The following is a 23,760-nucleotide window of genomic DNA, read 5'->3' as shown; positions in this document are numbered from 1 at the left end:
TGCTAGCGCCACGAAGCCTCTCAGCAGGTGCTGTCATGGGTGACCTGAAGGCAGCCCCATTCGCCGCAAGGCCGCGCATCATCCGCTTGCCCCGACCGGATTAGCACTCCCGCCTTCCTCCATTTTTCTTTCCTTGCTAAACAACACGTAATAGAGGACCGGCGCGGCGATCAGGGTCAGGATAGTTGCGAAGGCCAGACCGCCCATGATGGTCACCGACATCGAGGCAAAGAATGGATCCCACAACAGCGGAGCCATCCCCAGGATTGTGGTGACCGCCGCCAGCACGACCGGGCGCAGCCTTGATGTCGATGCTTCAATGATCGCCTTTCGGAAGGGCATGCCCTCTGCCCGAACCAGATCGATCTCCTCGACCAATACGATGCCGTTCTTCAGCAACATCCCCGACAGTGACAGCAGCCCCAGAAGCGCGGTGAAGGAGAATGGCAGGCCGGTGATGAGAAGACCGATCACCACTCCGTTGACGGCCATGGGCACCAGAAGCCACACGATCAGCGGCTGGCGCAGCTTGCCAAACAAAAGGATCGAGATCAGCACCATGATCAGAAGTGAAGCCGGCAATTGCTGGCCCAGACTGCGTTGCGCGTCGGTGCTGTTTTCATATTCCCCTCCCCATTCGAGGACATAACTATCGGGCATGGTGATTGCCTCGACCGGGGCGCGGATGGTAGAAAAGACATCGGATGCATTGCCCCCTGTGGGGATCCCCGCCTCGACCGTGATCGTCGGAACCCGGTCGCGGCGCTGGATAAGGGTGTCGCGGGGCTCCCATCCAACGCGTTCGATCAGCTGCTCCATGCTGACGTAATCCTCGGCAGCCTCGGAATAGACGATCTGCTGGGCGAGATCGGGATTGGCGCCGCTGCCGCGCAGGCGGATCGGGATCTGCCTGTCGGCTTCCTGATAGATCGCGACGGGCAGGCCCTCGGTCGCCATCAGCGCGGCATCTGACAGATCGGCGCGCGAAATCCCGGCCGTCTGCGCGCGCTGCGTGGCATATTCTGGGATCAGCACGGGCTCGTATTCGCGCCAGTCAGTCCGGATATCAATCAATCCCGCATCCTGCCGGGTCAGCGTGGTGCTGACCAGATCGGCCAGCGCGCGCAGAACCTTTGGATCGGGCCCCGAAATCCGCGCCTGAATGGGCGCGCCGCCGCCGGGACCAAAGGCCAGACGTTCGGTCCGGAACTCGCCCTCAAGCAGCGTTTCGCGACCAAATTCGTTCAGATCCTCCAACAGCCGCGGGATCGTTTCGGTCGTGGCGGTACGGATGATCAGATGGCCATAGCTGGGCAGCGCCTCTTCTGGGGAATAGGTCAGCATGAAGCGCGTCGCCCCCGAGCCTACGAAGGTCGCGACCGACGTCACCTCGTCGCGCTGCAGCAACCATTCCTCGGCCTTGCGCATGTCGTCCGACACGCTGTGGATGTCGCTGCCCTGCGGCAGTTTGTAATGCGCATAAAAGACCGGCGTGCTGCTGTCGGGAAAGAACTGCTGGGGCACCGAGGCAAAGCCGCGAAAGCACAGCACGGTGATGACGATCATCGCCGCCAGAAACAGCCAGCGCGCCCTCAGCGCCCCACCCAGTACCGTGCGATAGGCCCGAAAGACTGGGCCATTGTAATCGCCACCCTCACCGTCGCCCTTGCCGCGCTTGAAGACGTAATGGGCCAGAAGCGGCGTGACGGTGAGCGCCAGTACCCAGGACAGCAGCAGCGAGATCCCCACCACCGCGAACAGCGAGAACATGAACTCGCCCGTCGCATCCGGCGACAGGCCGATGCCGGCAAAGGCCATGATGCCGATCACCGTCGCGCCCAGCAGCGGCAGCTGGACCCGCTTCGCGCCATCCTCGGCGGCGTCGCGGGACGAGCTGCCCGAGGCCATCTTGATCTGCATCGATTCGGCCAAGACAATCGAATTGTCGACCAGCATCCCCATCGCAATGATCAGCGCGCCAAGCGAGATCCGCTCCATTTCTATCCCGCCAAGCGACATGAAGAAGAACGTTCCGATCACGTTCAGAAACAGCGTCGATCCGATGACGACCGCCGACCGCCATCCCATAAAGAGCGCCAGCACCACCACCACCAGCGCCACCGACATCGCCAAATTGACCAGAAATGCGGACGAGGATTCGTCCACGACCAGATGTTGCTGATAAATGGGGTGGAGCTGCACGCCATGGGGCAGCTCCCGCAACAGTTCGGCTATCTTGGCATCGACGCGCATGCCGATATCGACGATGTTCTGCGACGACACACCCGCTATGCCAAGCGTGAACGCCTCTTGCCCGTCAAAGCGGATGATTTCGCGCGGGGTGGGAACGCGACCGCGTTCGACCGTGGCGATGTCGGTCATCTGAAATACCGAGGTTCCCACGTTCACGGTCAGCTCGCGCAGCGCATCGACGCTGTTGGTGCCGCGCGGCACGTCGATCCCGAAGCGGTTGCCGTCCGCCGCCAAAGACCCCGAGGGTGACACGGCTGCCGCCGCGCTGATCTGGTCGATCAAAGCGCCGGGCGGGACACCCAGATTGGATGCGATGGCCATGTCTGGCATGACATAGACCGCCTCTTCCGGCAAACCGGCGATGGCCACATTCGACACGCCCTCGACCGTTAGGATCTCGCGCCGCAGATAGGTCGAGATCTCGTGGATCTCGGCATCCGAAAACCCGGGCGCGGTCACCGCCATGAAGATCCCGAACACATCGCCGAAATCGTCGTTTACGACCGGCAGGTTCGCGCCTTCGGGCAATTGGGCATCGGCCACGCGGTTGCGCAGCTCGTCCCAGACCTGCGGCAGCTCGGCCCCACTGACCGTAGACAGGATTTCGACATCGATGCGCGATGAGCCGGGCTTGTTCGACGAGGTCACCGTGTCCAGCGAGGCCATCTGCTGGATCGCGGATTCTAGGGGCTCGCTGACCTCGCGGGCGACCTGTTCCGCCGAGGCCCCGGGATAGGAGGTGATCACCACCGCCTGCTTGATGGTAAAGCTCGGGTCCTCCAGCCGGCCTACGGTCGCATACCCCCACAGGCCGCCCAGAAGGCAGCCGAGAATCAAAAGCCAAGTCAGAAGCGGCGCGTCGATCGCCTTACGTGCTAGGTTCATTGCGACGCCTCGGGCGTAGGACCATTGTCGTTGGACAGACCAGTAAAGCGGCCTACCCGCGTCCCGTCAGCCAGCATCGCCGCGCCCGAGGCGACGATGGTCACGCCCGGCTCGGGACCGTCCAGCATGTAAAACCTGGTGCCCCCGGCGGGTTCGATCGTGACGCTGCGACTGGCCAGCGTGCCGCGATCGGGGTCGGCGTCATCGGGGCGATAAACCAGCACCTGAGGGCGGCCATCGGGCGCATAGCGCAGCGCACTGGCCGGCAGCGTCACGACGCTGTCCGAGCCCGGGCGCTGGACGGTGACCTGAACCGTGGCCGAGGCCCCCGGCAACAGATTTTCGGGCTGATCCTCGCCGAACGCGAAGGCTACGCGATAGGTCTGGCCCGCTTCGGCAGCCTCGGCGGTCAGCTCGCGGTATTCCAATGGATAAAGAGGGCCGTCGACGACCATCTGCGCGCTGGCCTGAAACTCCAGCTGGCCGCCGAACTGGCGGAACAGGATTTCCGGCACCTGAATGTGAACCTGGATTTCGCTCATGTCATGTGCTCGAACGACGGGTTCGCCCGCCGCAACTGTCGCATATTGATCCGCCAGTCGCTGCGAGATGAGCGCGTCGAAGGGAGCTTGCATCGTGGCATAGTTCAGGCTGTCCAATGCATCCTCATAGGCCACCTGTGCCACGTCACGTGTGCTCTGGGCATTCTCGATTTCAGCTAGGGCTACGACGCCCGCCCCCAATTTACTGAGACGTGCCAACTGCCGTTCGGCCTGATTAAGCTGTACCTGCGCCTCATTCACGGCGCGTTCGAAGGGACCGCGATCAAGTCGTCCCAGAAGAGTGCCCGCTTCGACAAACTGGCCTTGTCGGATAGGCAGTTCCTCAATCTGGCCGCCCGCCCGAAAGGACAGATCAACGGTCGATCTGGCCGCGATTCGCCCGAAAAACCGCCGCTCGACGAAGTCGGCGGCCTCTTCCAGGACCATCAATTTGGCCGGGCGCAGGCTTTCGCCCGGATCGCCCACCTGTGCGAATGCTGGAGACAAAGACGCCAGAAGCGTCAGGGAAATGACCGCAGAGATATTGAATTTCATAAAAGTAGCCTTCGTGCATGGATCGTCGCCAGATGGCATGGCCGGTTTTGAACGGAAAATGTCACAGGAGCCTGCCCAGCTATGTGCCTAGTCAAGCGCAGCGTCTGGTGTTCGGAAAAAGTCGAAGCAGCGGGACGCAGTCGCGATATGTGGACCCAATCAAGGTGCTGCCAGGAAGACTCAACCTTTCCAATGCTCAGAGTTTCAGCCGACATTCCCCAAGTGGCCTGCCGCTTGACTTCAAGATCGCCTGATTTTGCTCGCTGGGCAAGCGTTTTTCGCCCCGAGCGGTGTCTGTCGTCGCGCAAACGGCCGAAGTCGGGTGGATCAAGCCTCGAACCCGCAGCATTCTGGCCCGGCAGAGCCGCTTTTCCGCGCGGCAGACGGACCTGTCCTGCCGCTTTCGTTCAGCTTGGGCATGGATCGTGGTCATGCGCATGACGGAGGCGTTCGAAGACGGCGGATGGCGGCAAGGACGGCCCGCACCATCGGGCCGGTGACGGCGACCTCGGCCAACTGGAAGGTAATGGCGCGGGCGTGGCGGACGACGCGGGCGCCGATCTTGATCAGCTTGAGTTGCAGGCTGGTCAACGACCAGTCCGCCATGGCCTCGGGCAGTTCGATGCAGCGCAGGAAGGTTGCCAGGTTGTAGGCCAGCGCGTGCAGTTGCAGCCGCACCTCGTTGTGCCGGAACTTCCGGCATGACAGCCGCGTCCAGCGAAAGGCATATTTGCCTTCCTTGATGTGCTGCTCTGCGGTGCCGCGCTGGTTGTAGAACCTCACCACCCAGTCTGGCTCCATCGGCAGGTTGGTGACGATGAAGCCGACTTTGGGGAACAGCTCGCCCGGATGCCATTCGATCTTGGCGATGACGCGGCGCGGCTTGTCCCAGGACGCCGCCTGATACTCGAAGTCCTCGAAGAACCGTTTGACCTTGGTCAGCGAAGGCCGTCCCACGGGCCGTGTCAGCCGATGCGCGATCTTCTCGCGCAAGACGGCGTTGGCGGGCAGACGGATGGCGTAGAAGAACCTGGCTTCTTCCAGCCGCATATAGATCGCGGGGATCGCGTAGGCAGCGTCGGCCCGGAAGAAGCGTCCACCAAGGTCGCGGCCAGCATATCGGGCAATGACGGGATCAAGGACATCCCGCCAGCCATCGGCGCTGTGGACATTGCCGTTACGCAGGGCGCAGCGCTCCAGCATGCCAAACTGGTTGAACAAGAAGATGGGGTGATAGCAGGTGCAGTCGAAATGCCCGTTCCAGGCAGTACCTTCCTGATCGCCGTGGGTGGGGCTGACCGAGCTGTCCATGTCCAGCACGATGTATTTCAACCCGTTGCGGTCATGAAACCGGTCGATCCATTGGCCGTTCAGATCGGCCAGCGCCGCCCGGTTCGCGGCCAGAGCCAGCGTCTCGGTCTCGAACCGTCCCATCTGCGATGCCGAAGCAGCTTGCGCCTCGACGGCCCTGCCGCCAACGACCTGACGCATCACGGGATCGAGGGCCAAGCGGTCGGCATCGTTCACATCCTCGTATCCGGCCAGTCGTCCGAACACCGATTGCCGGAACAATCCGTCAAGCCGATGGAGCGTGTTCTTCCCGGTGCGGCTGTCTCGCAGCGCCTCCGACGCCAGATTGGACAGGCCGAGCACGTCATCAAGCTCGCGCATCACCAGCAGGCCACCGTCTGAACTGATCTGCGCACCACGGAACTCCAGACGCACACGGCGGTCGAAATCAACCCGATCTCCCCGCGCCAAGCCCGCACCCTCCAGGTGATCCATGAAACGCGCCCCTCGCAGCCGTCAACGCCATGATTTATATGCGAAATATCACGATTACGACAGCGAAATCAGCGACTTACTTGGAGAATGTGGGAGTAATATTGCAATCATTCGCCCCACCCGTCAGGGCCGGACGTGACTTTAAAGACAGGCGGGCGGGCAGTTAAATCGTTTTCAGTCGCGAATATGGGTCGCTATTGTGCAATAACCATATGGCGGGAATATCTGTCGGGTCAGGCTTGGCAGAGGTGGCATAAATCGAGATCGGTCATCAGCAGATCATGAGCAGCCGCATGCATTGGCAAGAAACGCCGGTGCAATGGCGACGGGATCCTACCATTTAAAATCATAAGGGAAAAATTTTAAAACTCTCGTGTTTTATTGTCTGCACTTGGAAATTCGCGCGCCAAGACATTCTCTGCGGCGATGTCGACCTGTCAGACTTTGAGTTGAGATAAGCAGGTAACGTGGCCAACCGCGACATACGGCATGATCAGCAGATAAGCATACCCTGCCCCGCAACTCTGGGACGCTTGGCGAAGCAGCGCTGATAGCTGCCGGGTGGTCAGGGCAATCAAGCGCCGACGGACAGCGACACCAGGCCTCGGACAATATGGCAGATGGCGATCAGGGTCAGATCCCGGGCGTTGAGCAGAACGGTATAGCGCGGGTTCTCATGTCAGACCGCTGGCGGGAACGCGAAAGCCCGCCCCTTTCGGGACGGGCCTTGATGTTGGGTAAGGTGCGTGCTTGCACGCACCCTACGCCGATGATCACTCGAGGATCTTGGCGACGACGCCGGCGCCGACCGTGCGGCCGCCTTCGCGGATCGCGAAGCGCAGGCCGTCTTCCATCGCGATCGGGGCGATCAGCTCGACCTCGAACTTCAGGTTGTCGCCCGGCATCACCATCTCGGTGCCTTCCGGCAGCTTCACCGTCCCGGTCACATCCGTCGTGCGGAAGTAGAACTGCGGGCGGTAATTCGCGAAGAACGGCGTATGGCGGCCACCCTCTTCCTTGGTCAGGATATAGGCTTCGGCCTCGAACTTCGTGTGCGGGGTCACCGAGCCGGGCTTGGCCAGAACCTGACCGCGCTCCACGCCGTCACGCTCAACGCCGCGCAGCAGCGCGCCGATATTGTCGCCAGCCTCACCGCGATCCAGCAGCTTGCGGAACATTTCCACGCCGGTGCAGGTGGTTTTCTTGGTCGGGCGGATGCCCACGATTTCCAGTTCGTCGCCGACGTTCACCGCGCCACGCTCGACACGGCCGGTCACAACCGTACCGCGGCCCGAGATCGAGAACACGTCTTCGATCGGCATCAGGAACGGCTTGTCCACGGCGCGCTCGGGCGTCGGGACATAGCTGTCAACGGCTTCCAGCAGCGCGCGGATCGACTTTTCGCCGATTTCCTCGTCGCGGCCTTCCAGAGCGGCCAGAGCCGAGCCCTTCACGATCGGAATGTCGTCGCCGGGATAGTCATAGCTGGACAGCAGCTCGCGCACTTCCATCTCGACCAGTTCCAGAAGCTCTTCGTCATCCACCTGGTCGACCTTGTTCAGGTAGACGACCATGTAGGGAATGCCGACCTGACGGCCCAGCAGGATGTGCTCGCGCGTTTGCGGCATCGGGCCGTCGGCCGCGTTCACCACCAGGATCGCGCCGTCCATCTGCGCAGCACCCGTGATCATGTTCTTCACATAGTCGGCGTGGCCGGGGCAGTCCACGTGGGCGTAGTGACGGTCATCCGTCTCGTATTCCACATGCGCCGTCGAGATCGTGATCCCGCGTGCCTTCTCTTCCGGGGCGCCGTCAATCTGGTCATAAGCCTTGAAATCACCGAAATATTTCGTGATCGCAGCCGTCAGCGTCGTCTTGCCGTGGTCAACGTGACCAATCGTGCCGATGTTAACGTGCGGTTTCGTACGTTCAAACTTTGCCTTTGCCATAATTGGCTCCTTTTCGTGACGGTGCGTGCAAGCACGCACCCTACAGGGATGGTAGGGTGCGCAGTTGCCTGCGCACCGCCTTGATTACGCGAATTTCTTCTGGATCTCGTCCGAGATGTTCTGCGGCACGGCGTCGTAATGGTCGAACTGCATCGTGAACACGGCGCGGCCCGAGGACATCGAGCGCAGGTTGTTGATGTAGCCGAACATATTGGCCAGCGGCACGAAAGCGTCGATGACATTCGCGTTGCCGCGCGTGTCCTGCCCGCGAACCATGCCGCGACGGCTGGTCAGATCGCCGATGATCGAACCGGTATATTCTTCCGGCGTCACGACCTCGACCTTCATGATCGGTTCCAGCAGCTTGGCCCCTGCCTTGCGCAGACCTTCGCGCATCGCGGCACGCGCCGCGATTTCGAAGGCCAGAACCGACGAGTCGACGTCGTGATAGGCACCATCGATCAGCGCGACCTTGAAGTCGATCACCGGGAAGCCTGCCAGCGGACCGGAATCCATGACCGACTTGATCCCCTTTTCGACGCCCGGGATGTATTCCTTCGGAACGGCACCGCCAACGATGCGCGATTCGAACGAATAGCCTTCGCCCGGCTCGGTCGGGGTGATGATCAGCTTGACGCGACCGAACTGACCCGTACCACCCGACTGCTTCTTGTGGGTGTAGTCAATCTCGGCTTCGGTCGAGATGGTCTCACGATAGGCCACCTGCGGCGCACCGATATTCGCCTCGACCTTGAACTCGCGCTTCATGCGGTCGACCAGGATGTCGAGGTGAAGTTCGCCCATGCCCTTCATGATCGTCTGACCCGATTCCAGATCGGTTTCGACGCGGAAGGACGGATCCTCGGCAGCCAGGCGCTGAAGGGCCAGGCCCATCTTTTCCTGGTCGGCCTTCGACTTCGGCTCGACAGCGATCTCGATCACCGGCTCGGGGAAGGTCATGGTTTCCAGAACCACCGGCTTGTTCGGGTCGCACAGCGTGTCGCCCGTGGTGGTTTCCTTCAGACCTGCCAGCGCGATGATGTCGCCCGCATAGGCATTCTCGATCTCTTCGCGGTTGATGGCGTGCATGATCATCATGCGGCCGACACGCTCGCGCTTGCCTTTGGTCGAGTTCATCATCGAGTCGCCCTTGGACAGGGTACCCGAATAGATCCGCGTGAAGGTCAGCGAGCCGACAAAGGGGTCGTTCATGATCTTGAACGCCAGCGCCGAGAAGGGCTGCTCGTCCGAGGCAGAGCGTTCGATGTTCCGGGTTTCCGTCTCATCGCCCGGCTCGAAGCCCATATAGGCGGGCACGTCCAGCGGCGAGGGCAGGAAATCCACAACGGCATTCAGCAGCGGCTGCACACCCTTGTTCTTGAACGCCGAACCAGCCATGACCGGGAAGAAGCTCAGCGACAGCGTACCCTTGCGGATCAGCTTGCGCAGCGTATCTTCGTCGGGCTCGTTGCCCTCCAGATAGGCTTCCATCGCATCGTCGTCCATTTCGACGGCGAGTTCGATCATGTTGCTGCGCCATTCCTCAGCAAGATCTTTCAGCTCGTCACGGATCGGCTGACGAACCCAGCTTGCGCCGAGGTCTTCACCTTTCCAGACCCACTCTTCCATCTTGATCAGGTCGATCATGCCTTCCAGCTTGTCCTCGGCGCCGATCGGCAGGGCGATCGGGCACGGGGTGCCGCCGGTGCGGTCCTTGATCATCTTCACGCAGTTGAAGTAATCGGCGCCGATCTTGTCCATCTTGTTGACGAACACGATCCGCGGAACCTTGTAGCGGTCAGCCTGACGCCAGACGGTTTCGGTCTGCGGCTCGACGCCGGCATTGGCGTCCAGCAGACAGATGGCACCGTCCAGAACCGCCAGCGAACGTTCGACTTCGATGGTGAAGTCCACGTGGCCGGGGGTGTCGATGATGTTGAAGCGCAGACGCTCGTTCGGGTCCTCGACGTAATCGGTGTCCTCGTGGCGCTGCCAGAAGGTCGTGGTCGCGGCCGAGGTGATGGTGATGCCGCGCTCGGCCTCTTGTTCCATCCAGTCCATCGTCGCGGCGCCGTCATGGACTTCGCCGATCTTGTGCGACTTGCCGGTGTAGAAAAGGATACGCTCGGTCGTCGTGGTCTTGCCGGCATCGATGTGAGCCATGATGCCGAAGTTACGATAACGCTGCAGCGGATAATCGCGTGCCATTAAGGGCCTTCCTTCCGGTTACCAGCGATAATGGCTGAACGCTTTGTTGGCGTCGGCCATCTTGTGGGTATCTTCGCGCTTCTTGACGGCGGTGCCGCGGCCATTGACGGCATCGGCCAGCTCGCCAGCAAGGCGCTCTTCCATGGTGTTTTCGTTGCGGTTCTTCGCAGCGGTGATGAGCCAGCGGATGGCCAGCGCCTCACGGCGGGTCGGGCGAACCTCGACCGGAACCTGATAGGTGGCACCGCCCACACGACGCGAACGCACTTCGACCGAAGGCTTCACATTGTCCAGGGCTTCGTGGAAGATCTCGACCGGCTCGCGCTTCAGGCGGCCTTCAACACGCTCCAGCGCGTTATAGACGATCCGCTCGGCGGCCGATTTCTTCCCATCAACCATCAGGTTGTTCATGAATTTCGTGATGACGCGATCGCCATATTTGGCGTCGGGCAGCACTTCGCGCTTCTCAGCGGCGTGACGACGTGACATGGAGGCCTCTCCTTACTTCGGACGCTTGGCGCCGTATTTCGAACGACGCTGACGACGGTCTTTGACGCCTTGGGTATCCAGCACACCGCGCAGGATGTGGTAACGGACACCCGGAAGGTCTTTCACACGACCGCCACGGATCAGAACAACGCTGTGCTCTTGCAGGTTGTGCTTTTCGCCCGGGATGTAGGAAATGACCTCGAAGCCATTCGTCAGGCGCACCTTGGCGACCTTACGCATAGCCGAGTTCGGTTTCTTCGGCGTCGTTGTGTAGACGCGCGTGCAGACGCCGCGCTTTTGCGGGCATCCTTGGAGGTGCTGCGACTTCGAGCGCTGCACTTTGGGCTGCCGCGGTTTGCGGATCAGCTGTTGGATCGTCGGCATTCGGTTCCCCGTCTTGCTTTCGTCAATACTCGCAGTCGATGACTGCGCCACTTCTCGACGGCCAGTTGCGCGAATCGCAAAAAGCCCAAAACCCATCCGTCCCCGATTGGGGTGGACGAGCTTATTTTCCAGAGGATCGGGGACAAATTTTGCCCGGATCGTGACCGAAAAGGTTCTGGTTTTCCCGGCGCAGGATTGCGACGGGTGTGCGGCATATATGTGTGAATCACCGATCTGTCAACATGGGCCGGGCCGCGGCCATGTGCCCCGTCAGCCCAGTTGGCGTGCCAGATCGTTCAACCCGTCCAGCGTGAATCCGAAACGACGCTGCAACTGCCGTTCAAGCTGCTGACCCTTCACATCCCAGGGCAGTCCCGGCCCCATATCGCCGGAATCGCTGTCGCGATGGATCGAGCGGATGAACATCAGCGGTTTCGTCACAGCCACGCCCGGCATCCACAGAGGTAGTTTGGAATGATCATAGTTCAAGGCCGTCTCTGGCACGTCCGGCCGCAGGAAGATGGTCAGCGCCACCCCCATATTGTGACAGATGCGCGGCGTCAGACTGACGCCATCAGGCCCGGCCTTCAGCATCAGCCCGCGCGCATAATCCAGCGACAGACGTTCTGTCGTTTTCCACAGCGCCTTGACCCGGTTGAAATCCTTGCGCGTCGCGGCGACGTAATCAAAGGCGACGGCATCGTCGTCGTCATGGCGGAAATGCCCGATCACATCGGCCGAGTGGTCGATATGGGGCAGGACCGCCTCTTTGCAGGCCGCCAGATGGTAGTCCATCGGCGGGATCAGCTCCAGTTTCAGCTGCGGGATCTGCCGGGCCAGATCGCGCAGGCCCGACAGATAGGGATCGGGCAGATCGGGGCCGGTCATCACCACCAGCGTAAAGTCCGGGTCGGTCTGCGCCTGCCATGCGGGCAAGGCGACCTTCGTGAACCACAGCCACCGCCGCGCCAGACGCTGCGGATCATACAGATAATCCCGCCGGGCCGCGACGCTGTCATGTTCGACCTGATAGCCGCGCAGCCCGACATAGGAAAACCGGCACAGGCCCAGCATCTGCACACGCATCAGCGTCTCCACCCCAATTGCGATTCCCGAAGGATCGTATAGATGCCCGCGCTGACGACCAGACCGGCCCCGACCCATGTCCACAAATCGGGCCATTCGCCAAAGACCAGCAGCCCGGCGATGATCGCCACCAGCAGCGAGGTATAGCGGAATGGCGCAACATAGGAAATCTCGCCGATGCGCATGGCGCTGACCGCGCTGAGATAGCCGACGGTCAGAAAGGCCCCGGACAGCAGCAGCAGGCCAAGCTGCGACAGGCTGGGCGTGACCCATCCCTGAAACGCCATCCCGACCGCGCCGGTCAGAAGCACGGCACAGGCTGCATAGAACGAGACGGTGGTGGTCGTCACCTGCGCGCTGAAGCGGCGCGTGGACAGGTCGCGCAGCGTCACCATCAGCATCGCGCCAATTGCCGTCAGCGACCAGATCCCGAAGCTTTCGCCGCCGGGGCGCAGGATGATCAGCACCCCGATCAGCCCGACAAGCGCCGCCAGCGTTCGCCGCCAGCCCAGGCTTTCACCCAGAAAGATCGCCGCCGCCACCATAACCACCAGCGGCAACGACTGCATGATCGCCGACAGATCGCCAATCGCCATATGCTGCAGCGCATTCAGGAACAGGATCGTCGATCCGACCTCTCCGACCACGCGCAGGGCCATCCGGCCGCGATCCTTCCCCTGGGGCCGCCGCAGCCTGCCACCCTTGCGATAGGCCAGCGCGATCAGGAAAATCACCACCACAAGGCCGCGCAGAAAGATCGCCTGATACAGCGGCATCTCTTGCGTGACGAATTTCATCACCGTGTCATTGCTGGCAAAGCTGACCATCGACAGCGTCATCAGCCCCGCACCGCGCAGGTTCTCGCCCGCCTGTGGCGGTTCGGGACGCATCGATACCGGACGCATCCGCCGGATCGGAGAGATAAGAGGGGCGCGCATGCAGTCTCACCAAAGACGTGATACGCCAAGGGTTATGAAGCTGATCCGCGCTTCGCAAGGCCCGATCTGAAGTTTTAGGGTGCCGCGCTGCGTGTGCCGTAATGGCGATAGACCAGATCCGACGCCTCCTGACGTGGGGCCTCCGGGTCCGGCACCGCGCCCAGCCGTTCCGCCAGACGGCGCGAGCGCAGGTTCTCCGGATCGACATAGCTGACCAATGTGGACAGGCGGCGGGCATCGCGGGCCCAGTCACGCAGGGCGCGGGCGGCCTCGCAGGCGATCCCCTGCCCCTCCATCCCGGGATAAAGCAGCCAGCCAAGCTCATATTCCGGAAAGAGCGGGCCAAAGTTGATCCCGACCTGTCCGACCGCCGCATCGCCATCGCGGTGCCGGATCATCAGGGCGCCGCAGCCAAACAGATCCCATTGCGCATGATCGGCGCAAAACATGCGCCAGGCCTGCGCCTTCGAAAACGGACCGCCCATATGGATCGCGCGGTCCGAGGCGAGAAAGCGATAAAAATCCGGCCAGTCATCTGCCCGCATCGGTCGCAGGATCAGGCGCGTCGTTGTCAGGGTGGGAATATCTGTCATCGCGGGTCATGGGCAGCCGTTGCGCCCGCAACCATAGAACAACAAGTGACCAAAGGAAAAGGCCCGGCAGACGCCGGGCCTTTCTGTCATTATCTGAGACGATCAATCGTCGCTGTTTTCGGGGACTTCCACGAAATCGGCTTCGACGATCTCTTCCGCAGCCGGAGCCGCCAGCGCCGCGGCAGCCTCGGCCTCGGCGCGGCGTGCTTCGATCACGACATTGTCGCGCTCGGTCGCGATGCGGCGGACGCGGGCGGTCGCGCCACCCGTACCAGCCGGGATCAGACGACCCACGATGACGTTCTCTTTCAGGCCGATCAGCTTGTCGCGCTTGCCCTGAACGGCAGCCTCGGTCAGCACGCGGGTCGTTTCCTGGAACGACGCGGCCGAGATGAAGCTGCGGGTCTGCAGCGATGCCTTGGTGATGCCCAGCAGCACCGGCTCGCCCACGGCCGGACGGCCGCCCTTGGCTTCGATCTTGGCGTTCTCTTCCTCGAACTCGTCGCGCTCGACATGCTCACCTTTCAGCAGCGTGGTATCACCGCTGTCGAGGATCTCGATCTTCTGCAGCATCTGCCGCACGATCACCTCGATGTGCTTGTCGTTGATCTTCACACCCTGCAGCCGGTAAACGTCCTGCACTTCGTCGATGAGGTAATCGGCCAAGGCCTCGATCCCCATGATGCGCAGAATGTCATGCGGTGCCGGGTTCCCGTCCATGATATAGTCACCCTTCTGCACGAAGTCGCCTTCCTGCACCGGGATGTGCTTGCCTTTCGGCACCATGTATTCGACGGGATCGCGGCCCTCTTCCGACGGCTCGATCGCGATGCGGCGCTTGTTCTTGTAGTCCTTGCCAAAGCGCACGTAACCATCGATTTCGGCGATGATCGCGTGATCCTTGGGGCGACGGGCTTCGAACAGTTCGGCCACGCGCGGCAGACCACCGGTGATGTCCTTGGTGCGGGCACCTTCGCGCGGGATACGCGCGACGACATCACCCGGACGGATCTCCTGACCATCGTCGATCGACAGGATGGCATCCACCGACATCGGATAGCTGACCGGGTTGCCCTGTTCGTTGCGAACCGGCTCTCCGTTCTCATCCATGATGATGATCTCGGGCTTCAGGTCGTTCCCTTTCGGCGCCGAGCGCCAGTCGGTCACGATCTTCTGCGTCATGCCGGTTGCTTCGTCCGTCTCATCGCGGACCGAGAGGCCCGAAAGAAGATCGACGAATTTCGCCACGCCGCCCTTTTCCGCGATGATCGGCAGGGTATAGGGGTCCCATTCGTACAGCTTGGCACCGCGGATGACACGCTCGCCTTCCTTCACGAACAGCTTGCTGCCGTAGAACAGCTTGTGGCTGGCGCGTTCCTGCCCCTGATCATCGATGATGACCAGCTGCATGTTGCGCGACATCACGACCTGCTCGCCATTGGCGTTGGTCAGCGTGCTTTCGTTGCGGAACTGCACGGTGCCCTCTTGTGCCGCAGCCTGGAAGGACTGCTGGCCACCCTGGGCGATCCCGCCGATGTGGAAGGTCCGCATCGTCAGCTGTGTGCCCGGCTCACCGATGGACTGGGCGGCGATGATGCCGACAGCTTCACCGATATTCACCAGCGTGCCACGGGCCAGATCGCGGCCATAGCACAGCGCGCAGACGCCATCCTCGGACTCGCAGGTCAGAGCCGAGCGGATCCGCACATTCTGCACGCCGGCCTGCTCGACCGCGTCTGCCTTGCGCTCGTCAATCAGTTCACCCTTGCGCAGGATGATCTCATCGCTGCCCGGCACCAGCACGTCTTCTGCAGCCGTGCGGCCCAGGATACGCTCGCTCAGCGGAGAGATAACTTCGCCATCGTTGATCGCAGCCGAAGCCGTGATGGACTGTTCGGTGCCGCAGTCATGCTCGCGAATGATGCAATCCTGCGCCACATCGACCAGACGACGGGTCAGATAGCCCGAGTTCGCCGTCTTCAACGCCGTATCCGACAGACCCTTCCGGGCACCGTGGGTCGAGTTGAAGTATTCAAGAACGGTCAGACCTTCCTTGAAGTTCGAGATGATCGGCGTCTCGATGATCTCGCCATTCGGCTTGGCCATCAGGCCGCGCATGCCGCCCAGCTGTTTCATCTGGTTGGTCGAACCACGCGCACCGGAATGGGCCATCATATAGACCGAGTTCGGCTCCATCTCGGCACCGTCGTCATCCTTGCGGGTGGCGGCGATGGTGGCCATCATGGCCTCGGTGACGCGGTCGTTACATTTCGACCAGGCATCGACGACCTTGTTGTACTTCTCGCCCTGGGTGATGAGACCGTCCAGATATTGCTGTTCGAACTCTTTCACCTGCTCCTGCACTTCTTCCACGATGGACCATTTGTTGTCCGGCACCACCATGTCGTCCTTGCCGAAGCTGATGCCCGCGCGGAATGCCTCACGGAAGCCCAGACCCATGATCTTGTCCGAGAAGATCACGGCTTCTTTCTGGCCGCAGTAGCGATACACCGTGTCGATGACGTGCTGCACGTCCTTCTTGCGCAGCAGGCGGTTCACCAGTTCGAAGGGCGCCTTCGCATTCAGCGGCAGCAGGCTGCCCAGACGGATCCGGCCCGGCGTGGTTTCAAAGCGCTGCTGCACTTCGTTGCCATTGTCGTCGATCTGCTTGATGCGCGCAGTGATCTTGGCATGCAGATGCACCTGACCCGAGGCCAGTGCGTGCTCGACCTCTTCGACATTGGCGAATGCCATGCCTTCGCCCTTCATGCCTTCGCGCATCATGGTCGTGTAATACAGACCCAGAACCATGTCCTGCGAAGGCACGATGATCGGCGCGCCGTTGGCGGGCGACAGCACGTTGTTGGTCGACATCATCAGCACGCGCGCTTCCAGCTGCGCTTCCAGCGACAGCGGGACGTGCACGGCCATCTGGTCGCCGTCGAAATCGGCGTTGAAGGCGGAACAGACCAGCGGGTGCAGCTGGATGGCCTTGCCTTCGATCAGGATCGGCTCAAACGCCTGGATGCCCAGACGGTGCAGCGTGGGCGCACGGTTCAGAAGAACCGGATGCTCACGAATGACCTCGTCCAGAATGTCCCAGACTTCGGGGCGCTCTTTCTCGACCAGCTTCTTGGCCTGCTTCACGGTGCTGGACAGGCCCTTGGCCTCCAGACGCGAATAGATGAAGGGCTTGAACAGCTCCAAGGCCATCTTCTTGGGCAGACCACACTGGTGCAGCTTCAGTTCCGGGCCGGTCACGATGACCGAACGGCCCGAGAAGTCGACACGTTTCCCCAGAAGGTTCTGACGGAAGCGACCCTGCTTACCTTTCAGCATATCCGACAGCGATTTCAGCGGGCGACGGTTGTTGCCCGTGATCACGCGGCCACGACGGCCATTGTCGAACAGCGCATCGACCGATTCCTGCAGCATCCGCTTTTCGTTGCGCACGATGATATCAGGCGCGCGCAGCTCGATCAGGCGCTTCAGGCGGTTGTTGCGGTTGATGACGCGGCGATAAAGGTCATTCAGGTCCGACGTCGCAAAGCGGCCGCCATCCAGCGGCACCAGCGGGCGCAGTTCCGGCGGAATGACCGGGATCACGGTCAGCACCATCCATTCAGGACGGTTGCCGGATTCCAGGAAGCTTTCCACGATCTTCAGGCGCTTGATGATCTTCTTCGGCTTCAGTTCGCCCGTCGCCTCTTTCAGATCTTCGCGCAGCTGTTCTGCCGTCGCTTCCAGATCGATATTGGCCAGCATGACGCGGATCGCCTCGGCGCCGATATCGGCCTGGAAGGCGTCAGCGCCATAGTTGTCCTGCGCGTCCAGATATTCCTCTTCGCTCAGCAACTGGCCATAGGTCAGGTCGGTCAGACCCGGCTCAATCACGACGTAGTTTTCGAAATAGAGGATCCGCTCCAGATCGCGCAGCGTCATATCCAGCATCAGGCCGATGCGCGAGGGCAGCGACTTCAGGAACCAGATATGGGCGACAGGCGCGGCCAGTTCGATATGGCCCATCCGCTCGCGGCGAACCTTTTGCAGCGTGACTTCCACACCGCATTTTTCGCAGACGAGGCCGCGATATTTCATCCGCTTGTACTTGCCGCACAGACATTCGTAATCCTTGATCGGACCAAAGATGCGCGCGCAGAACAACCCGTCACGCTCGGGCTTGAACGTGCGGTAGTTGATGGTTTCGGGTTTCTTCACCTCGCCAAAGGACCAGGCCAGAATTTCTTCCGGCGAGGCCAGCGAGATCTTGATTTCGTCGAACTGCCGCGGCGGAGCCAGCGGGTTCAGGGGATTGGTGGCGATTTCCTGGTTCATTCTCAATTCCTAATGAAGGGTACGGGGATGAATGGGGTAAGGGCCGCGGCCCTTACTCCTCTTCCTCCGCATCCAGGAGTTCCATGTTGAGGCCCAGACCCCGGACCTCTTTGACCAGCACGTTGAAGGATTCCGGCACACCGGCTTCGAAGTTGTCCTCGCCCTTGACGATGGATTCATAGACCTTCGTCCGGCCGGCCACGTCATCCGATTTCACCGTCAGCATTTCCTGCAGGGTGTAAGCGGCGCCGTAAGCTTCCAAGGCCCAGACCTCCATCTCACCCAGACGCTGACCACCGAACTGCGCCTTACCGCCCAGCGGCTGCTGGGTGACAAGCGAATACGGCCCGGTCGAGCGTGCGTGCATCTTGTCATCGACAAGGTGATGCAGCTTCAGGACATATTTCGCGCCGACCGTAACGGGACGCGCAAACTGCTCGCCCGTGCGACCGTCGAAGACAATCGACTGACCCGATGTGTCAAAGCCCGCGCGCTTCAGCGCGTCATTGATATCGGCCTCTTTGGCACCGTCGAAGACCGGCGTGGCGATCGGAACGCCGGTGCGCACGGTATTGGCGTGCTCGACCAGGGTTTCGTCATCCATCTCGGCAAAGTTCTCGGCATAAAGCTCATCGCCATAGCCGTTCTTCATTGCCTCGCGGACCGGGGTCATATCGCCGCTGCGGCGATAATCTTCCAGCGCCTCGTCGATCTTGACGCCAAGACCGCGCGATGCCCAGCCCATATGCGCTTCCAGAATCTGACCGACGTTCATGCGCGACGGCACGCCCAGCGGGTTCAGAACCAGATCGACGGGGGTGCCATCGGCCAGGAAGGGCATGTCTTCCATCGGCACGACCTTCGACACGACACCCTTGTTGCCGTGACGACCGGCCATCTTGTCACCGGCCTGCAGCTTGCGCTTCACGGCGACAAAGACCTTGACCATCTTCATCACGCCCGGAGGCAGGTCGTCGCCCTGACGGACTTTCTCGACCTTGTCTTCGAAGCGGGCTTCCAGGGCCTTCTTCTGGTTGTCGTATTGCTGATGCAGCGCCTCGACTTCCTTGGCGATCTCTTCTTCGCTGACGGCAAGCTGCCACCACTGACCACGGCTCAGCGTGCCCAGCAGATCTTCGGTCACTTCCGAATTGGACTTGACGCCCTTCGGACCCTTCACGGCGGTCTTGCCCAGGATCAGCGTTTTCAGACGCGCATAGATGTTGCGGTCCAGGATCGCCTGTTCGTCGTCGCGGTCACGTGCCAGACGCTCGACTTCCTCACGCTCGATCTGCAGCGCGCGTTCGTCCTTGTCCACACCGTGACGGTTGAAGACACGGACTTCCACGATGGTGCCGTAAGCACCCGGCGGCAGACGCAGCGAGGTATCGCGGACATCCGAGGCCTTTTCACCAAAGATGGCGCGCAGCAGCTTTTCTTCCGGCGTCATCGGGCTTTCGCCCTTGGGGGTGATCTTGCCCACCAGAATATCGCCCGGTCCGACCTCGGCGCCGATATAGACGATGCCGGCCTCATCAAGGTTGCGCAGCGCCTCTTCACCGACATTCGGGATGTCGCGGGTGATTTCTTCCGGACCCAGCTTGGTATCGCGGGCCGCCACTTCGTATTCGTCGATATGGATCGAGGTGAACACGTCGTCGCGGTGGATCCGCTCGGAGATCAGGATCGAGTCTTCGTAGTTGTAGCCGTTCCAGGGCATGAAGGCGACGACCACGTTCCGACCGATGGCCAGTTCGCCCTGATCGGTCGAGGGACCGTCGGCCACAACCTGACCCTTGACGACCTTCTCACCCACCTTCACCAGCGGACGCTGGTTGATGGTCGAGGACTGGTTCGAACGCTTGAACTTGCGCAGACGATAGATGTCCACGCCCGCGTCGCCCGCACCCAGATCTTCGGTGGCCCGGATAACGATGCGCTGGGCGTCCACCTGGTCGATGATCCCGCCACGACGCGCCATGATGGCGGCGCCGGAATCGCGGGCCACGATGGCCTCCATCCCGGTGCCGACAAAGGGCGCCTCGGCACGCAGCAACGGCACCGCCTGACGCTGCATGTTCGACCCCATCAGAGCGCGGTTGGCGTCGTCATTTTCCAGGAAGGGGATCAGCGCGGCAGCGACCGAGACCAGCTGCTTCGGCGACACGTCGATCAGATCGACGGCATCGACCGGGTTCAGCATGAAATCGCCCGCCTGACGGGTGCTGACCAGTTCCTGAACGAATTTGCCGTCGTTATCCAGCTCGGCATTGGCCTGCGCCACGGTGTGACGCATCTCCTCGGTCGCGGACATATAGACCACGTCGTCGGTCACCTTGCCCTCGATCACCTTGCGATAAGGCGTCTCGATAAAGCCGTATTTGTTCACACGGGCAAAGGTGGCGAGGCTGTTGATCAGACCGATGTTCTGACCTTCCGGCGTTTCGATCGGGCACATCCGACCGTAATGGGTCGGGTGAACGTCGCGCACCTCGAAGCCGGCACGTTCGCGGGTCAGACCGCCCGGCCCAAGCGCCGAGAGACGACGCTTATGCGTCACCTCGGACAGCGGGTTGGTCTGGTCCATGAACTGCGACAGCTGCGACGAGCCGAAGAATTCACGCACCGCCGCCGCGGCCGGTTTGGCGTTGATCAGATCCTGCGGCATGACGGTGTCGATCTCGACACCCGACATGCGCTCGCGGATGGCGCGCTCCATGCGCAGCAGGCCGACGCGATACTGGTTTTCCATCAATTCGCCGACCGAACGGACGCGACGGTTGCCCAGATGGTCGATATCGTCGATCTCGCCCTTGCCGTCGCGCAATTCGACCAGGCCACGGATACAGGCCACGATATCCTCGGGGCGCAGCGTGCGCTGCGTATCGGGCGCATCCAGATCCAGGCGCATGTTCATCTTGACCCGGCCCACGGCGGACAGGTCATAACGCTCGGCATCAAAGAACAGGCTGTTGAACAGGGTCGAGGCGGCCTCGACCGTCGGCGGCTCACCCGGACGCATGACGCGATAGATATCGGTCAGCGCCTGTTCGCGGTTCATGTTCTTGTCCGCAGCCATGGTGTTGCGGATGTAGGGGCCGACATTCACGTGGTCGATGTCCAGCACCGGGATATCGGTGATGTCATTGTCCAGCAGAACCTTCAGCAGGCCGCCGTTCAGCTCGCCATCCTTGTCATATTCCGCCGTGATCTCATCGCCGGCCTCTGCATAGATCAGGCCGGTTTCCTCGTTGATGATATCCTTGGCGACAAAGCGGCCGATGATCCGCTCGAACGGAACCAGCAGGTTCACCTGCTCGCCCGATTCCAGCAGACGCTTGACCAGACGCGGGGTGACCTTGTCGCCAGCCTTGGTGATGACCTCGCCAGTGTCGGCATTGATCAGGTCATAGGCCGGACGGGTGCCACGGACGCGCTCGGGGAAGAACTTGGTGACCCAGCCCTGCTCACGTCCCGAGCGGCGCAGCGAATAATCCACTGTGTCGTAGAACGCATCCATGATGCCTTCCTGATCCATGCCCAGGGCATAGAGCAGCGTCGTCACCGGCAATTTCCGGCGGCGGTCGATGCGCGCGAAGACCAGATCCTTGGCGTCGAATTCGAAATCCAGCCACGAGCCGCGATAGGGAATGATCCGGCAGGCGAACAGCAGCTTGCCCGAGCTGTGCGTCTTGCCGCGGTCATGGTCAAAGAACACGCCCGGCGAACGGTGCATCTGAGACACGACAACGCGCTCGGTCCCGTTCACGACGAACGTGCCGTTCTGGGTCATCAGGGGCATGTCGCCCATGAAGACGTCCTGCTCCTTGATATCCTTGACCGATTTCGCGCCGGTGTTTTCATCGACATCGAACACGATCAGACGCAGCGTGACCTTCAGCGGGGCGGCATAGGTCATGTCGCGCTGCTGGCATTCGTCAACGTCATATTTCGGATGCTCCAGTTCGTATTTCACGAACTCAAGCGTTGCGGTCTCGTTGAAATCCTTGATCGGGAAAACAGACTGGAAAACGCCCTGGATCCCTTCGCCGTCGTGATGCCCGGCACCTTCGCCGGAATTCAGGAACAGGTCGTAAGAGGATTTCTGAACCTCAATAAGGTTCGGCATTTCCAATACTTCGCGGATGTTGCCATAGTAGCGCCGGATACGCTTCTGGCCGACATAAGCTTGCGCCATGGGGTCTAGTCACCTTTCGTCTTCGCGCACATTCCGGGTCGGGGCCCCCGGAACGCAGGCTACGAATGCAGGGGTGAGGTTCCATACTTGCCGCCCGTCCCACCGTGCAGCTCCCGAACCTCGAACATGCCCTGAAGGAAAGTCTGATCGCAGACCGCCCTTCAAGACAGGTTCGGCAGGGACCGGGAAATACCCGGACCCTGCCTAAAATCAATCAACCATGCGGTCGATTACTTCAGCTCGACCTTGGCGCCAGCCTCTTCGAGCTTCTTCTTCATTTCCTCGGCTTCAGCTTTGGAAACGCCTTCTTTCACCTTGCCGCCAGCTTCGACCAGGTCCTTGGCTTCTTTCAGGCCCAGACCGGTGATGCCGCGAACTTCCTTGATCACGTTGATCTTGTTCGCGCCGGCTTCGGTCAGAACGACGTCGAATTCGGTCTTTTCTTCAGCGGCGGCTTCGCCACCAGCAGCAGGACCAGCCATCATGACGGCGCCGCCAGCGGCCGGCTCGATGCCGTATTCGTCTTTCAGGATGGTTTTCAGTTCCTGGGCTTCCAGCAGGGTCAGGCCCACGATTTCTTCGGCGAGTTTTTTCAGATCAGCCATTTTTCCGTTCTCTCAGTTAGTGTTCCAACGTCGGGTTTTCAACCACTCGTCAGGAAAGGGTTGCGTTACGCAGCCTCGCGCTCTTCCAGAGTGCTGAGGATGCCCGCGATGTTCGAAGCAGGCGCGCCAATGGCACCAGCGATGTTCGAAGCAGGCGCGCCCAGGCAGCCAGCGATCGAAGCGATAAGCTCTTCACGCGACGGCATCGAGGCGACGGCTTTCACACCGGCCGGATCCAGAGCCGTGTCACCCATTGCACCGCCCAGAATAACGAACTTGGCGTTATCCTTGGCGTATTTGTCGGCGATCCGGGCCGCAGCGGTCGGATCTTCCGAATAGGAAATCACGGTCATGCCCGTCAGATAATCGGCGATGCTTGCGCAGGCCTTACCTTCCAGGGCGATCTTGGCGAGCTTGTTCTTGGCAACGCGAACCGAACCGCCGGCTTCGCGCATGCGCGAGCGGAGGTCCTGCATATGTGCAACCGTCATCCCTTCGTAGTGGGCAACCACCACGACGCCAGAGCTTTCAAAGATCTGGCCGAGTTCCTCGACCACCTGTTCTTTTTGTGCTCTATCCACGGTTTCACTCCAAGTTGGGGGTTTCCCCCCGGCTCTCACTTTTCCCGGCATAAAAAACCGGGCCGAGTCCGCAAGGGACAAGACCGCCCAAAGGCCATGCCTTCGGAAAAATGCTTGTTCCCATCTCAGGCAGGAAATTAAGCTGGTAAACCAGCACCCACCGTCTCGGACGAATCGACACACGCGCAGATTCGCATCCGCGCGCGCAGCGAGGCGTTTCTTTAAACATGTTTGGGCGGGATGTGAAGCGTTAATTTCGCGCAGAGGCCAATCGGCCGCGACATGCAGGAATTGCCCGCCGAGTATAACCCGACAACCCGATCCAAACAAACGAAAACAGGCGGGCCGCGACGGCCCGCCTGTTCCGAATTTCA

At 61.2% G+C, this 23,760-nt stretch carries 14 protein-coding genes; all 14 read right to left on the bottom strand.

Annotation, left to right across the window (positions count from 1 at the left end; genetic code table 11):
• Window positions 1-78: 78 nt before the first annotated feature.
• Window positions 79-3,138: an efflux RND transporter permease subunit gene (locus tag JHX87_RS15435; protein WP_271886715.1), complete on the bottom strand. Its 3,060-nt coding sequence runs from the start codon at window positions 3,136-3,138 to the stop codon at window positions 79-81.
• Window positions 3,135-4,274, bottom strand: a complete 1,140-nt coding sequence (locus JHX87_RS15430) for an efflux RND transporter periplasmic adaptor subunit (protein WP_271886716.1) — start codon at window positions 4,272-4,274, stop codon at window positions 3,135-3,137. Before JHX87_RS15430 ends, JHX87_RS15435 begins: the two co-directional genes overlap by 4 nt.
• A gap of 390 nt (window positions 4,275-4,664) precedes the next feature.
• Entirely contained in the window at window positions 4,665-6,020 is a 1,356-nt protein-coding gene (locus JHX87_RS15425; RefSeq protein ID WP_011997539.1) for an IS1380-like element ISPme1 family transposase, read from the bottom strand.
• A 773-nt stretch (window positions 6,021-6,793) separates the two neighbouring features.
• Complete coding sequence (tuf, locus tag JHX87_RS15420; protein ID WP_272833720.1) at window positions 6,794-7,969, bottom strand: elongation factor Tu; 1,176 nt, start codon at window positions 7,967-7,969, stop codon at window positions 6,794-6,796.
• A gap of 84 nt (window positions 7,970-8,053) precedes the next feature.
• Window positions 8,054-10,177 carry an elongation factor G gene (gene fusA / locus JHX87_RS15415; RefSeq protein WP_271886857.1) on the bottom strand — a complete coding sequence of 708 codons (2,124 nt, stop codon included), beginning with the start codon at window positions 10,175-10,177 and terminating at the stop codon, window positions 8,054-8,056.
• A gap of 18 nt (window positions 10,178-10,195) precedes the next feature.
• Window positions 10,196-10,666 (bottom strand): 30S ribosomal protein S7, encoded by a 471-nt coding sequence (rpsG, locus tag JHX87_RS15410; RefSeq protein WP_271886858.1) that lies wholly within the window; start codon window positions 10,664-10,666, stop codon window positions 10,196-10,198.
• A 12-nt stretch (window positions 10,667-10,678) separates the two neighbouring features.
• Window positions 10,679-11,050 carry a 30S ribosomal protein S12 gene (gene rpsL / locus JHX87_RS15405; RefSeq protein WP_022705687.1) on the bottom strand — a complete coding sequence of 124 codons (372 nt, stop codon included), beginning with the start codon at window positions 11,048-11,050 and terminating at the stop codon, window positions 10,679-10,681.
• A gap of 270 nt (window positions 11,051-11,320) precedes the next feature.
• Complete coding sequence (locus tag JHX87_RS15400) at window positions 11,321-12,136, bottom strand: glycosyltransferase (protein ID WP_271886859.1); 816 nt, start codon at window positions 12,134-12,136, stop codon at window positions 11,321-11,323.
• Window positions 12,136-13,074: a DMT family transporter gene (locus JHX87_RS15395; RefSeq protein ID WP_271886860.1), complete on the bottom strand. Its 939-nt coding sequence runs from the start codon at window positions 13,072-13,074 to the stop codon at window positions 12,136-12,138. Before JHX87_RS15395 ends, JHX87_RS15400 begins: the two co-directional genes overlap by 1 nt.
• A 74-nt stretch (window positions 13,075-13,148) precedes the next feature.
• Window positions 13,149-13,667 (bottom strand): GNAT family N-acetyltransferase, encoded by a 519-nt coding sequence (locus JHX87_RS15390; protein ID WP_271886861.1) that lies wholly within the window; start codon window positions 13,665-13,667, stop codon window positions 13,149-13,151.
• Between the two features lie 102 nt (window positions 13,668-13,769).
• Window positions 13,770-18,002 (bottom strand): DNA-directed RNA polymerase subunit beta', encoded by a 4,233-nt coding sequence (gene rpoC, locus JHX87_RS15385; protein WP_271886862.1) that lies wholly within the window; start codon window positions 18,000-18,002, stop codon window positions 13,770-13,772.
• Window positions 18,003-18,054: 52 nt separating this feature from the next.
• A complete protein-coding gene (gene rpoB, locus JHX87_RS15380) occupies window positions 18,055-22,200 on the bottom strand; it encodes a DNA-directed RNA polymerase subunit beta (protein WP_271886863.1) in 4,146 nt (1,381 codons plus the stop codon).
• Between the two features lie 230 nt (window positions 22,201-22,430).
• Window positions 22,431-22,805 (bottom strand): 50S ribosomal protein L7/L12, encoded by a 375-nt coding sequence (gene rplL / locus JHX87_RS15375; protein WP_271886864.1) that lies wholly within the window; start codon window positions 22,803-22,805, stop codon window positions 22,431-22,433.
• Window positions 22,806-22,870: 65 nt separating this feature from the next.
• Window positions 22,871-23,386: a 50S ribosomal protein L10 gene (gene rplJ / locus JHX87_RS15370; RefSeq protein WP_271886865.1), complete on the bottom strand. Its 516-nt coding sequence runs from the start codon at window positions 23,384-23,386 to the stop codon at window positions 22,871-22,873.
• Window positions 23,387-23,760 lie beyond the last annotated feature (374 nt).

It is taken from the genome of Paracoccus fistulariae, from assembly GCF_028553785.1.
In the GTDB taxonomy this organism is placed as follows: Bacteria; Pseudomonadota; Alphaproteobacteria; order Rhodobacterales; family Rhodobacteraceae; genus Paracoccus; species Paracoccus fistulariae.
Note: the sequence above shows the minus strand (reverse complement) of the source record. Positions and strands in the feature narration are given on the sequence as shown.